The following is a 12,368-nucleotide window of genomic DNA, read 5'->3' on the forward strand; positions in this document are numbered from 1 at the left end:
GGGCTCAGATCCCGCCGGAGGGGAGGCTGCCGGGCGCCGCGTCGGTGACCACGTCCGGAGCCCGTGGCGTGCCGGGGGGCATCAGGGCCGGGCAGGCCTCGCCATCGCGCAGGACCGGGTAGCGGCCCCGGGGCCGGAACAGCTGATAGTGCCACCATTCCTTGCTGTAGAAGTCCCATCCGGCGGTGCTCATGATCCCGAGCAGCAGGAAGCGGTTGCGCTGGGCTTCGGTGGAGATGGCGGTGCTGCCGTGGTGCGAGGCCTCGCACATGTCATCGAAGCCGGTGCCCATGTCCAGGATTTCTCCGGTGCGGGCGTCCTCGAGGGTCAGGTCGATGGCGGCGCCCATGGAGTGGGGCGAGCCCCGGCGCGGATCCGCCAGGAACTCGGCGTCGGGGGTGTGCCCCCACAGCGCCCACTGGGCCTCGGAGGGGCGGAAGCCGTCAAAGAGCCGCAGGCGGAAGCCCTGGAGGGCGGCCAGGTCGATGGCGTGTTGCAGAAGGGGAACCGCGTCCGCGTGAAGGTAGCAGGCAGCCCGACCGTAGACCGGCTGTCCGGTGAAGTTGTCGGCGCTGGCGTAGCGGAGGTCCAGGCGGACGTCAAAGGCCTCGGGGGTGATTTCGACAAGCATGGGGCTCGGGGCTCGGAACGTGAGAAGGGCGGTGTCTGGTCGGAGACCTGCGTGGGTGTCAGGTCGCAGACCTGCGTGGATATCAGGCCGGTGCCCGGGGCGGCATCGGGGGCCGGGTCAGAGGCCCGTTGGGACCGGGGCAGGCCGCGACACCGGGACGGGCTCCGGATCGGGCCGGACGCCCGGAAACGGGCAGGGGCCGCAGCCCCGGAAGTCGGGCCACCGGGCGCTCAGGCCCCGGGTGGTCAGGAAAAGATGCTGGTGCGCTCGATTTCCACGCCCACGCTGGCGGCGTCCGCGAAGACATCCAGCTTCTCCACCCGGACCCGGACCGAGGCCACCCGGCGGTCCTGCAGGCAGATGGCGGCGATCCGCTCGGCCATGGTTTCCACCAGGTTCACATGCCCGTCGTGCGCGATGGACCGGACCTTGACGATGATCTGCTCGTAGCAGAGCACGTTGTCGAGGCAGTCATCCAGCGGGCCGGTGGCCTCCCGGACGGACAGGTCCAGGTTGATGCGCACGCGCTGGGGGTTGGCCCGCTCGTGGTCGTAGACGCCAACCCGTGCGGAGACGACCAGGTCCCGGACAAAGACATGGCGGATCGCGGGGGACAGCTCGGTGTGATGGAGCGGCTTGATGACCGGGGCGTTGCGTGTGGACACGACAGGGAGACTCCACAAAAGGGAACGGAGCGGCGCGGGGCGCGGATCACTCCATGAACTGGGGAGGCGACGTGGGCTGCGCCCAGCCCAGGTGCTGTCCGCCGTCCAGAGCGATCATTTGCCCCGTTACGGAGGGTGCTTCAAGTAGAAAGCGCAGGGCCCGTCCGATTTCCTCGGGCGAGGTTCCGTGGCCAAGGGGGACCGAGGCGGCCTGGCGGGCAAAGGCCTCGTCTGTCTGGCGCGGGCTCGGCAGGGCCGGTCCGGGGCCAATTCCGTTGACCCGGATGCGCGGCGCCAGGGCCAGGGCCAGGGTCTGTGTCAGTGTCCAAAGTCCCGCCTTGGACAACGTATAGCTGGTGAAGTAGGGCGTCAGATTCCAGACCCTCTGGTCCAGAAGGTTGACAATCAGGCCGGTCCGGTCGGCGGGCAGGGACCGGGCGAAGACCTGGGACAGAAGGAACGGCGCGCGGAGATTGGTCTCCATGTGCAGATCCCAGGAGCCCCGGTCGGCGGTGTCCCACAGGTCCAGCTCGAAGACCGAGGCGTTGTTGACCAGAACGCCCAGTGGCCCGAACACGGAGCCCGCGGCCTCGGCCAAAGCGCTCACCTCGTCTTCCTTCGAGAGGTCGGCCTGAAGGATCTCGGCGCGCTGCCCGAGGGCGCGGACCGCCTGGGCGGTATCCTCGGCCTCATCGCGGGAGGCCCGGTGATGGAGCACCACGTCAAAGCCGAGGGTTGCCAGCTCCAGGGCGCAGGCGCGGCCCAGACGTCGGGCGGCGCCGGTCACAAGAGCGGCGCGCGGGAGCGTCCGGGGATCGGGAGGGGCGGGCGCGGGGGTGGGGGAGCGGTCTGGGGTCACGTGTTTTGGTATCCGGGCCGGACGTCCGGGACGTCCGAAAACAAACTGGGGCGAAAACAAACTGCGGCGGGAACAAACAGGGGCGGAGGCCGTCGGCGCGGCGGGGTCCGGACGAGCGGGCCCCGGCCGTGCGCGGCGCGGGGGTGGTCGGGCGGCCTCTCGCGGATGCGATCGTGCCTGCGTCGCCACCCCGGGCGGCCGGGCTAGAGATCGATGTCGAGGATCACCATGTTGAAGTCGTAGGAGACCTCGCCCTCGTCCTCGTCACGGGCGATGGTTCCAACGAACTCGCCGTTCACAAGAACCTCGCAGGAGCCCTCTTTCCGGGGGGGAGGATTGACGTCGATGTCCTCGTTTCCGAAGAGCTTTCGGAGGTAGGACTGGATTTTCCGGATTTCGGCAGGGTTCATCGGGGCCTCGTTTTCGTGCTCGGTGGAAGGGCAAGTCTAGCCCATCATCCCCTCACCGACTAGGTTTTTGATCCCGGTCCGGCCCGGGCCTCCGGGAGGCTTTGTCCGGGGCGGGGGCTTGGGCTATTCTGGCGCCTGTCTGTTTGTCACTCATCCGGGAGATCTGCGCGTGAACGCAAAAGCCCGTTCCTCGGGGGAGCCCTCCCTCTTTTCTGCGGGCGCGCCCCGGCCCCTTGCGGATCGCCTGCGCCCCGCGACCCTCGCCGAGGTGGTGGGGCAGGGGCATCTGCTGGACGAGGGCAACCCGCTGGCCCGGATGATCGCCGGCGGGCGCCTGTCGTCCATTATCCTGTGGGGGCCTCCGGGGTGTGGCAAGACCACCATCGCCCGGCTTCTTGCGGACTCCTCGGATCTTTATTTCGAGCCCCTGTCGGCGGTGTTCTCCGGCGTTGCGGACCTGCGCCGCGTCTTTGCCGACGCCAAAAAGCGCCGGGAGACGGGGACCGGCACCCTCCTGTTTGTGGACGAGATCCACCGCTTCAACCGGGCCCAGCAGGACGGGTTCCTGCCCTATGTGGAGGACGGGACCGTCATCCTGGTGGGCGCGACCACGGAAAACCCGTCCTTCGAGCTGAACAGCGCCCTTCTGTCCCGCTCCCAGGTGATGGTGCTGAATCCCCTGTCCGATGATGCCCTCGAAACGCTGATCGGGCGGGCGGAGGCGGAGATCGGCCACCGGCTGCCCCTGGACGAGGCCGCCCGGGCCTCACTGAAAGCCATGGCGGACGGGGACGGGCGGTTTCTTGTCAACCTGGTGGAGGTGCTGTCCGACCTGCCCGAGACCCCGGAGCTGGGGACAGACGAGCTCGCCCGCCTGGTCCAGAAGCGCGCCCCGCGCTACGACAAGGACGGGGACAGCCACTTCAACCTGATCAGCGCGGTTCACAAGTCGCTGCGGGCGTCGGACACGGATGCGGCCCTGTACTGGACCGCCCGGATGCTGGATGCGGGCGAGGATCCGGCCTATCTCCTGCGCCGCCTCACCCGTTTCGCGGTGGAGGACGTGGGCCTTGCGGATCCGGACGCCCTGCGCCACGCCATCGCGGCCTGGGAGGCGTATGACCGGCTCGGCTCTCCGGAAGGGGAGCTGGCCATCACCAACCTCGTGATCTACCTGGGAACCGCACCCAAGTCGAATGCGGCCTACGCGGCCCACAAGGCGGCCCGGGCGGCGGCGGGAAAAACCGGGTCGCTGGTGCCTCCGAAGGCCTTCTTGAACGCGCCGACCAAGTTCATGAGGGATCTGGGCTACGGGCAGGGCTACGTCTACGACCACGACCACCCGGACGGGTTCAGCGGCCAGAACTGCTTTCCCGATGCCATGGCCCGGGTCCGGTTCTATGACCCGCCCGAGCGGGGCTTCGAGCGCGACATCCGCAAGCGCCTGGCCTGGTGGGACCGGATCCGGGACGAGCGCTCCCGGGGATCGTCGGAGGACTGAGGCGCGCACGCCCTCCCGTGCCCGCCGGGGCCATACGGGGCTCTCCCGCAGACAAAACGCCGGCTCCTGCAAGGGAACCGGCGTTTTTTTTCATCGGGGATTGCGGGCGGGAATGCGGGCAGCCCCGTTCCTACCAGTCGAGCAGCGGCTCCAGGATCGGGCCCACGGTGGACCAGTAGGCAAAGATCAGAAGCCCGATGCCCAGGAAGATCCGGTAGATCACAAACGGCGTGAACGTGGCCCGGCGGATCCAGGACATGAACAGGGTCAGGGTCACCAGAGCCGTGACGAACGAGATGCCCGCCATCAGCGCCGCCTGGGAGTTGACCTCCACATTGTCCGCCTTCATGAGGCTTCCCAGCATCAGGGTTCCGGCCCCGGCGGTGGCCGGAATGGACAGCAGCATGGAAAACCGCGTCGCCTCCGAGCGCTCGAAGCCCAGGAAGCGTCCGGCGGTGGCCGTGATACCCGAGCGCGATGTGCCGGGAACCAGGGACAGGCACTGCATCAGCCCCACAATCAGCGCATCAAGGGCCGTCATGTGGTCGACGCGGCGCAGGGTCACCGAGAACCGGTCCGCCACATAGAGCAGGATACCGAAGATCAGGGTCGTCCAGCCGATGACGGCGGCGCTGCGGCCCCATTCGGTCAGGCCGTAGCGGCTCCACAGGAAGCCCGCGATGACCACCGGGATCGTCGCGATCAGGACCATGAAGGTCAGGCGCGCCGCCGGGGTCCGGCGTCCGCCCAGAATGTGCAACGTACCCTGGGCCATGGCCAGAACGTCCCGCCAGAAGTACAGCACCACGGCGGCAAGGGTGCCCACGTGGACCGCCATGTCCATGAGGATCCCCTGGTCCGGCCAGTTCGTGAGTTCGGGGACCAGGATCAGGTGCCCCGAGGAGCTGATGGGCAGAAACTCGGTCACGCCCTGGAGAACCGCCAGGACAATTATATTGAGATTTGTCACGGTGTTTGCTCTTCAAGGAAGGAAAAAAGAAAAGGGCGGCCCACCTGCGTGCGTGTGCGTGCGGGCGTCGGGAACGGGGAAGGCGAAGGCGGAGGGCTTACATGTCGAAGGCCCCCCGTTTCGGGAGGCTCACATCGCGGTTGACGTAGACGCACTGGAGAAGCCCGAAGCCCAGAAGCAGGTTCAAAAGCGCCGTCCCGCCATAGCTGATCAGCGGAAGCGGCACGCCCACCACGGGAATCAGGCCCATCACCATGGCCACGTTGATGAACACATAAAGGAAGAAGGTGCTTGTAATCCCCATGGCCACCAGACGGCTGAAGGCGGTCCGGCAGCGGAAGGCGATCACAAACCCGTACAGGATCAAGATGACGTAGAGCGTGAGCAGGATGAGGGCTCCCATCATTCCCAGCTCTTCGGCCATCATGGGGAAGATAAAGTCTGTCTGTCGCTCGGGCAGGAAGTTCAGGGACGACTGGGTGCCGTTCATGTACCCCTTTCCAAACATGCCCCCCGAGCCCAGGGCGATCTTGGACTGGGTGATGTGATACCCCGCGCCCAGAGGATCGTTGTCCGGGTTGAACAGGGTCAGGATGCGCCGTTTCTGGTAGTCGTGCATCATGGACCAGCCGAACACGGCGGTCGGGGGGACGCACAGGGCTCCCAGCAGGAAGACCCACAGGCGCACTCCTGCCAGCCACATGATGATCACACCCCCGGCCAGCAGCATCAGGGCGGTGCCCAGGTCCGGCTGTTTCATCACGAGCGCCGCCGGGGCGGCAATGAGCACAAGGGGCGGAACAAGGTAGATCAGGCGTCCGATCTCCTCCTGGGTCAGGCCGTGGTAGTAGCGCGCCAGAGCCAGGATCGAGGCCACCTTCATCACCTCGGAGGGCTGGAACTGGAGAACCCCGAGGTCAATCCACCGCTGGGCCCCCATGCCGTAGGAGCCCTTGATCTCCACCACAATCAGCAGAACGAACGTGATGGCGTACAGGGCGTAGGCGGTGCGCAGCCAGAACCGGATGTCGGTGGCGGCAATCAGCAGCATCAGCACCAGCCCGACCCCCAGGCGGATGGCCTGCTTGTCGGCCCAGGGCTCCCAGGAGCCTCCGGCGGCGGAGTACAGCACAATCGGGCCGATGGCCGAGGTCAGGGCCACCAGAAGCACCAGGGACCAACTGATCTGCCAGAACCGCTCCCGGTAGGACAGGTCTCCGCGCCTCTGGCGGGTGTGGGCGAACGTGGGTGCGTAGGACATCAGCCGGATACTCCCCCCTGCGGGCCACCGGCCGGAGGCTGGGCAGCCCCGTCGGACGGCGCGGTCCCGTTGGCGCCCCCCGCGTCCGGCGTGAAGGACTCGTAGGCCGCAAGAAGAAGCTCGCGGGCTCTTGGCGGCAGGTCGTCGATGGCCAGTTCCTGCCCCGGAGCCTTCACCGAGGGATCTAGGCGCAGGGCCTCCATCATGATATCCCGGGCAATGGGGGCCGCCACCGAGGATCCGCCTCCCCCGTGCTCCACAATGACCGAGCAGGCGTAGCGGGGGGCGTCGTAGGGCGCATAGCAGACAAAAAGGGCGTGGTCCCGGTGCTCCCAGGGCAGCTGGTGCGCCTTGCGCACGCCGGCGGCCCGTTCGGCGGCCGTGATGCGCCGCACCTGGGTGGTGCCGGTCTTGCCCGCCAGCTCCCAGCCCGGGACGGGGATCGCCGAGCGGCGGGCCGTTCCGCCGCCGCCGTTGATGACGCTCCACATGCCGAACCGGACCAGGTCCAGGTGGGCTTTCGGAATGTTCAGGGACTCAGGCGCGGCCGCCGCCAGGGTCCGGTCCGCGGGGACGCCGGCCAGAAGCTCGTCCGGGGTCTGGCGGCACAGGGTCGGCATGACCTTGAGTCCGCCGTTGGCGATCCGGGCCGTCATGAGCGCAAGCTGGAGGGGGGTGGTCAGGACATAGCCCTGGCCGATCCCCACGTTCAGGGTCTCGCCCGGGTGCCAGTTCTCGCCCCGGGTGGCCAGCTTCCAGGCGCGGGTGGGCATCAGTCCGGGACGCTCGCCGTTCACGCCGATGTCCAGAAGCTCGCCCATGCCCAGCTTCCGGGCCATGGCCGCAATCCGGTCCACGCCGCAGCGCCGGGCGATCTCGTAGAAATAGACGTCGCAGGAACCGGCAAGGGCGGCCACCAGGTTCACGGCGCCGTGCCCGCCCCGCTTCCAGCAGTGGAACCGGTGGGAGCCCAGCTGGGTGTGGCCGGGGCAGTAGATGTACTCGTTGGGGCTCATGACGCCCGCTTCCAGCCCGGCCAGGGCCACCACCATCTTGAAGGTCGAGCCCGGGGAGTACTGGCCGCCCACGGCCTTGTTGATCATGGGGGCGCGGGGGTTCTTGCTCAGCGCGCTCCACTCGTCCGGGGTCAGGCCGCGGGAAAAGGCGTTGGGCTCGTAGCCCGGGGTCGAGACCAGGGCCAGGATCTCGCCGGTGTGCACATCCATGACCACGGCCCCGGCGCTTTCCTCGCCCAGGCGGCGGGCGGCGAACTCCTGCAGGCGCATGTCGATGGTGAGGGCGACCTTCTGCCCGCGGGTGGCCTCCCGGGTCACCTGCTGGGCCATCACCCGGCCATAGGCGTTGACCTCCATGCGCCGCGCCCCCGCCGTACCCCGCAGGGGGCGGTCATAGCTCCGCTCAATGCCCTGCTTGCCGATGCGAAAGCCCGGCAGGTGCAACAGCGGGTCGTCGTCGTCCATCAGGTCTTCCTCGGCGACGGACGACACATAGCCCAGAAGGTGCGAGGACAGCTCGGCCTGGGGATAGAAGCGGGTCAGCCCCTCCTCGATCAGGATACCGGGCAGGGAGGGCTTGTTGACCTGGATGCGGGCCATCTCGTCCCAGGTCAGGTTCTCGCGGATGGGGATCGGCACAAAGGCGCGGTGCTTGCGGACCTCGGTCAGAACCCGCTCGATATCGAACTCGGGGAGGGTGACGACCCGGCCCAGGTGCCGCAGGACGCCGTTCACGGCGGTGATCCGCTCGTCGATGGTGCGGGCCCGGCGGATGATGTCCTCGGAAATGACGCTGACCTGGTAGTTCCGGCGGTTCAGGGCCATGGGGACGCCAAAGCGGTCCGTGATCTCGCCCCGGGGCGGCGGGATCAGGCGGATCGTGAAGCGGTTGCGGTCCGCGGCTCGGCGGAAGGTGTCGGACTCGATGATCTGGAGGTAGTAGAGCCGCCCCACAAGCACCGCCATGAGCGCGGCCTGTCCGCCCCCGAGCAGCAGGGCCCGACGGGTGAAAATCCGGGTGGGATCGGTATCGCGCGGAGTGCGGGGAATCATTCCGGGCTCCGGTAGATCAGAACGTTGACCCAGCCCAGGGCCCAGGCAAAGAGCGGGTAGATGGCGATGGTGATCAGGCTGCAAAAGGCAATGGCCCGCAGGTCCATGACGTGCATGTTGTGCAGGGACACCAGCCCCCACTTCATCACGGCCGCCGTCACGGCCACCACGGAGAACACCCACCAGGTGGGGAAGAAGGTCCGCGCCATGAAGAACCGGGCCTGCGAGTTCACCAGCATGAGCATGAGAAGAAACACCAGCGAGGTGCTGCCCAGGGGGGCGCCGGTCAGGGCGTCCTCGGCGGCTCCCAGAAGGAAGGCGGTCCCGTAGCCGATGGAGCCGGGGCGGGTCACCGCCCAGAAAAACACGCTGATCAGGGACAGCATGGGCGCCACATGGACGAAAAACGGCAGCCGCGACGGCGTCAGGCTGATGAGAATGAGCACCAGAGTGATGCCGGCCGGGGCGAGGGCGCGCAGAAAGTCGTCCAGCCGGACCCAGAGGCCCGGCCGATCCGATCCGAAAGAACTGCGTGTCCCCTTCTGGGCCATGGTGCACTCACATGAAGGGGCCTGCCGGGGCAGGCCGGTTTGGGTCCGTCGTGGCGGTCTGTGTGGCCGGTGTGGCCGTCCTGGTGGTGTCAGTCGTGGTCTTCATCCGGAAGGATTCCGGTCTGCCCGAAATCAACGATACGGACAATATCGATGCGTCCCTGCTCGACGTAAAGGTCCACCCGGATTCCGGTCTGCTCGTTGACCGAGGCGACCACGCCGACGGGGATGCCTTGCTCGAAGACCCGGGCGTCTCCCGAGGTGACCAGGCGGTCTCCCGGGCGGATGGTCACGGGCTCGTGCAGGAAAATCAGCTGGGGCATGTTGGAGTTGTCGCCGCTGAGAATGGCCTTGACGCGGCTGGTCTCCGGCAGCACGGGGCTGTTGGGATTGATCTCGACCAGAACCGGGATGTTGCTGTTGATGTCTGTGAGCAAGATCACCCGGGAGGCCCGCTCCCCCACGTCCACCACGGTGCCCACCAGGCCTTCCGAGGCCACCACGGACTGGCCCTTGCGGACCCCGTCCTTTTTCCCCGCGAGCACGATCAGGGACCGGGCGAACGAGCCCCCCGTGTCGGCGATGACCTTGGCGGAGATGAACCGGGCCTCGGGGGGCGGCACAAAGTGAAGCAGGCCCTTGAGGCGCTGGTTTTCCACCTCCAGGTCGAGGGCGGCGGCTCTCCAGCGCATGAGCCGGGTGTTTTCCGCCACAAGGCGGTCGTTTTTCTCGCGCAGCTCGGCCAGGTCCCGGACGTTCTCGAACACCCCCGCCACGTTCTTGGCCGGGGGCGCGATGAACTCCAGCACGGGCGCGGTGGCGTCCACCATCAGGGCCCGCAGCTTGGGCAGGAAAATCGTGTCGGTTTTGCCGAGGAGGATCAGGCCAAAGGCGAGAAGCAGCAAAAGAGCCAGAGACAGCTTCTGCAGGACAAGCCGCAAAATCGAGACGTTTGTCGATTGGGGCGACTGTGGTTTCACAGATTTCCTCTCTGGCGGCTTGTATGGCTCTCCCGGTCGCGTTCAGGCGGGGCCGGGCCCGGAGGCCCGGGCCAGGCCGTTCGCGGGATGACTAGTACATGCTGGTCAGGACGTTGCGCAGGCGCTTCATTTCCTCGAGCGCACGGCCGGTCCCCAGGGCCACACAGGACAGGGGGTCATCGGCGATGGACACGGGAAGCCCGGTGTGGGCGCGCAGCACGTAGTCGAGGTTCGTCAGAAGGGCCGCACCGCCGGTCAGGACGATGCCCTTGTCCACGATGTCCGCGGCCAGTTCGGGGGCCGTGTGCTCGAGGGCGACCTTGACCGCCTCGACGATGGCGCCCACGGGCTCGGCCAGGCTCTCGGCGATCTGGACCTCGTTGATGGTGATCTCCTTGGGCACGCCGTTCATCAGGTCGCGGCCCTTGATCTCCATGGTGTTGTTGATGCCGTCCTCGGTGGGGCAGGCGCAGCCCACCTCTTTCTTGATGCGCTCGGCCGAGCTCTCGCCGACCAGAAGGTTATGGTTGCGGCGGATGTAGGCGATAATCGCCTCGTCCATCTTGTCGCCGCCGACCCGCGCGGAGCGGGCGTAGACGATGCCCCCCAGGGAGAGAACGGCCACCTCGGTGGTGCCGCCACCGATGTCCACCACCATGGAGCCGGTGGGCTCGGTCACCGGGAGACCGGCACCGATCGCGGCGGCCATGGGCTCCTCGATGAGGAAGACACGCCGGGCTCCGGCGGCTTCGGCCGAGTCCTGGATGGCGCGGCGCTCGACGGCGGTGGAGCCGGAGGGAACGCAGATCACCACCTGCGGGGAGGCGAAGGACCGCCGGTTGTGTACTTTGCGGATGAAATGCTTGATCATTTCTTCCGCGACCTCGAAATCCGCAATGACCCCATCGCGCAGTGGCCGGATGGCCTGGATGTTGCCGGGCGTGCGTCCAAGCATCTGCTTGGCCTCGTCCCCGACAGCAAGAACCTGCTTCTTGCCCTTGATATCAGCAATGGCAACCACGGACGGCTCGTTCAGAACAATGCCGCGCCCCTTCACGTAGACGAGGGTGTTGGCGGTTCCGAGGTCGATGGCCATGTCTGCGGAAAGCAGGCCGGTCATTTTGGAAAACATGCGTTTGCTCACCGATTTGATCGCGCGCTCGGGGTTCTGGCGCGCCGACGACAGGGAATCTCCACCCCGACGAGGAGATTCGGGGACATGCGATCAACTAATCCAATCCGTCCCGGGCCGGTGCGTGACGCACGGTCCGGTCAGCTCTTCCGGCAAGCGCCCGGCGGACCGCGGGAAACGGCCCGTCTTTAAACGCAAAAACTGTGCGGAAGCGCAAACAGGGTGTTTTACGTTCCGCACAGTGAATCGCCGATTCGCTCGTGTGTCAACGGCGAATTACAATTAGTTCCGCTCTTTATCCACCAGACGGTTAGCGGCAATCCAGGGCATCATGCCACGCAGACGGGCGCCGACCTCTTCGATCGGGTGCTCCGCGTTGCGGCGGCGGATGGCCTTGAAGGACGGCTGCCCTGCCTTGCATTCCAGCATCCAGTCGCGCACGAAGCGACCGGTCTGGATGTCCTCGAGGACTTCCTGCATGCGCTGGCGGGTCTCCTTGGTGACCACGCGCGGGCCGGAGACGTAGTCGCCGTACTCGGCCGTGTTCGAGATGGAGTAGCGCATGTTGGCCATGCCGCCCTCATACATCAGGTCGACGATGAGCTTCACCTCGTGGAGGCACTCGAAGTAGGCCATTTCCGGAGCGTAGCCGGCGTCCACCAGGGTCTCGAAGCCGTAGCGGATCAGCTCGGTCAGACCGCCGCAGAGGACCGCCTGCTCGCCGAAGAGGTCGGTTTCGGTCTCTTCCTTGAAGGTGGTCTCGATGATGCCCGAGCGGCCGCCGCCGATGGCGGAGGCGTAGGACAGGGCGATCTCCATCGCGTTGCCCGAGGCGTTCTGGTAGATGGCCACCAGGCAGGGGACGCCGCCGCCCTTCAGGTACTCGCCGCGCACGGTGTGGCCGGGGCCCTTGGGAGCGACCATGAACACGTCCAGGTCCGGGCGGGGCTCGATCAGCTTGAAGTGCACGTTCAGACCGTGGGCGAAGACCAGGGCCGCGCCCTGCTTCATGTTGGCGGCCAGGTCATCCTTGTAGAGGTCGGCCTGGAGCTCGTCCGGGGTCAGGATCATGATCACGTCCGCCCAGGCGGCGGCCTCGGCCGGGGTCATGACCTTGAGGTTTTCCTTCTCGGCCTTCGCGGCCGAGGGCGAGCCCGCGCGCAGGCCGACGCACAGCTCCTTCACGCCGGAATCGCGGAGGTTCAGAATGTGGGCGTGACCCTGCGAGCCGTAGCCGATGACGGCCACTTTCTTGTTCTTGATCAGGTTCACGTCGGCATCGCGGTCATAGTAAACGCGCATTGGGTAGGGATCCTTTCGGTTGGCTCGGGGACTGCCG

General features: G+C 67.0%; 12 protein-coding genes. 1 reads left to right on the forward strand and 11 read right to left on the reverse strand.

Going from position 1 to position 12,368, the window contains the following annotated elements; genetic code table 11:
• Positions 1-4: 4 nt before the first annotated feature.
• From ddpX to IHV25_RS06760, 4 genes are all read right to left on the reverse strand, one after another.
• Entirely contained in the window at positions 5-631 is a 627-nt protein-coding gene (ddpX, locus tag IHV25_RS06745) for a D-alanyl-D-alanine dipeptidase (RefSeq protein ID WP_192534353.1), read from the reverse strand.
• A 245-nt stretch (positions 632-876) separates the two neighbouring features.
• Positions 877-1,296: a dihydroneopterin aldolase gene (folB, locus tag IHV25_RS06750; protein WP_192534354.1), complete on the reverse strand. Its 420-nt coding sequence runs from the start codon at positions 1,294-1,296 to the stop codon at positions 877-879.
• A 46-nt stretch (positions 1,297-1,342) separates the two neighbouring features.
• Entirely contained in the window at positions 1,343-2,155 is an 813-nt protein-coding gene (locus tag IHV25_RS06755; RefSeq protein WP_192534355.1) for an SDR family oxidoreductase, read from the reverse strand.
• Positions 2,156-2,358: 203 nt separating this feature from the next.
• On the reverse strand, positions 2,359-2,565 hold the full coding sequence (locus IHV25_RS06760; protein ID WP_192534356.1) for a DUF3126 family protein: 207 nt from the start codon (positions 2,563-2,565) through the stop codon (positions 2,359-2,361).
• A gap of 169 nt (positions 2,566-2,734) precedes the next feature.
• On the opposite strand from IHV25_RS06760, the gene IHV25_RS06765 reads away from it, so the two are divergent.
• Positions 2,735-4,066: an AAA family ATPase gene (locus IHV25_RS06765; protein ID WP_192534357.1), complete on the forward strand. Its 1,332-nt coding sequence runs from the start codon at positions 2,735-2,737 to the stop codon at positions 4,064-4,066.
• A 130-nt stretch (positions 4,067-4,196) separates the two neighbouring features.
• On the opposite strand, the gene IHV25_RS06770 is transcribed toward IHV25_RS06765, so the two are convergent.
• The 7 genes from IHV25_RS06770 to ilvC all read right to left on the reverse strand — a co-directional run bounded on the left by IHV25_RS06770 (position 4,197) and on the right by ilvC (position 12,331).
• Positions 4,197-5,036 (reverse strand): undecaprenyl-diphosphate phosphatase, encoded by an 840-nt coding sequence (locus IHV25_RS06770; RefSeq protein WP_192534358.1) that lies wholly within the window; start codon positions 5,034-5,036, stop codon positions 4,197-4,199.
• A 97-nt stretch (positions 5,037-5,133) separates the two neighbouring features.
• A complete protein-coding gene (rodA, locus tag IHV25_RS06775; RefSeq protein WP_192534359.1) occupies positions 5,134-6,297 on the reverse strand; it encodes a rod shape-determining protein RodA in 1,164 nt (387 codons plus the stop codon).
• The gene (gene mrdA / locus IHV25_RS06780; RefSeq protein ID WP_192534360.1) at positions 6,297-8,366 is read right to left on the reverse strand and encodes a penicillin-binding protein 2; all 2,070 of its coding nucleotides are present in this window, start codon (positions 8,364-8,366) and stop codon (positions 6,297-6,299) included. The genes rodA and mrdA overlap by 1 nt, the downstream gene beginning before the upstream one ends.
• Positions 8,363-8,917, reverse strand: coding sequence for a rod shape-determining protein MreD (gene mreD / locus IHV25_RS06785; protein WP_192534361.1), 555 nt, complete (start codon positions 8,915-8,917; stop codon positions 8,363-8,365). The genes mrdA and mreD overlap by 4 nt, the downstream gene beginning before the upstream one ends.
• Positions 8,918-9,006: 89 nt before the next feature.
• Positions 9,007-9,897, reverse strand: coding sequence for a rod shape-determining protein MreC (mreC, locus tag IHV25_RS06790; RefSeq protein WP_192534362.1), 891 nt, complete (start codon positions 9,895-9,897; stop codon positions 9,007-9,009).
• 91 nt (positions 9,898-9,988) lie between these two features.
• Positions 9,989-11,029: a rod shape-determining protein gene (locus tag IHV25_RS06795; protein WP_197974983.1), complete on the reverse strand. Its 1,041-nt coding sequence runs from the start codon at positions 11,027-11,029 to the stop codon at positions 9,989-9,991.
• Positions 11,030-11,311: 282 nt separating this feature from the next.
• Positions 11,312-12,331, reverse strand: coding sequence for a ketol-acid reductoisomerase (ilvC, locus tag IHV25_RS06800; protein WP_192534363.1), 1,020 nt, complete (start codon positions 12,329-12,331; stop codon positions 11,312-11,314).
• Positions 12,332-12,368 lie beyond the last annotated feature (37 nt).

Source organism: Phaeovibrio sulfidiphilus (assembly GCF_014861485.1).
Taxonomy (GTDB): Bacteria; Pseudomonadota; Alphaproteobacteria; order Rhodospirillales; family Rhodospirillaceae; genus Phaeovibrio; species Phaeovibrio sulfidiphilus.

What these genes read in the sequence shown, in the direction of transcription:
- ddpX (WP_192534353.1), bottom strand. Translation starts at nt 631, where the DNA reads ATGCTTGTCGAAATCACCCCCGAGGCCTTTGACGTCCGCCTGGACCTC.
- IHV25_RS06760 (WP_192534356.1), bottom strand. Translation starts at nt 2,565, where the DNA reads ATGAACCCTGCCGAAATCCGGAAAATCCAGTCCTACCTCCGAAAGCTC.
- rodA (WP_192534359.1), bottom strand. Translation starts at nt 6,297, where the DNA reads ATGTCCTACGCACCCACGTTCGCCCACACCCGCCAGAGGCGCGGAGAC.
- mrdA (WP_192534360.1), bottom strand. Translation starts at nt 8,366, where the DNA reads ATGATTCCCCGCACTCCGCGCGATACCGATCCCACCCGGATTTTCACC.
- mreD (WP_192534361.1), bottom strand. Translation starts at nt 8,917, where the DNA reads ATGGCCCAGAAGGGGACACGCAGTTCTTTCGGATCGGATCGGCCGGGC.
- IHV25_RS06795 (WP_197974983.1), bottom strand. Translation starts at nt 11,029, where the DNA reads ATGTTTTCCAAAATGACCGGCCTGCTTTCCGCAGACATGGCCATCGAC.
- ilvC (WP_192534363.1), bottom strand. Translation starts at nt 12,331, where the DNA reads ATGCGCGTTTACTATGACCGCGATGCCGACGTGAACCTGATCAAGAAC.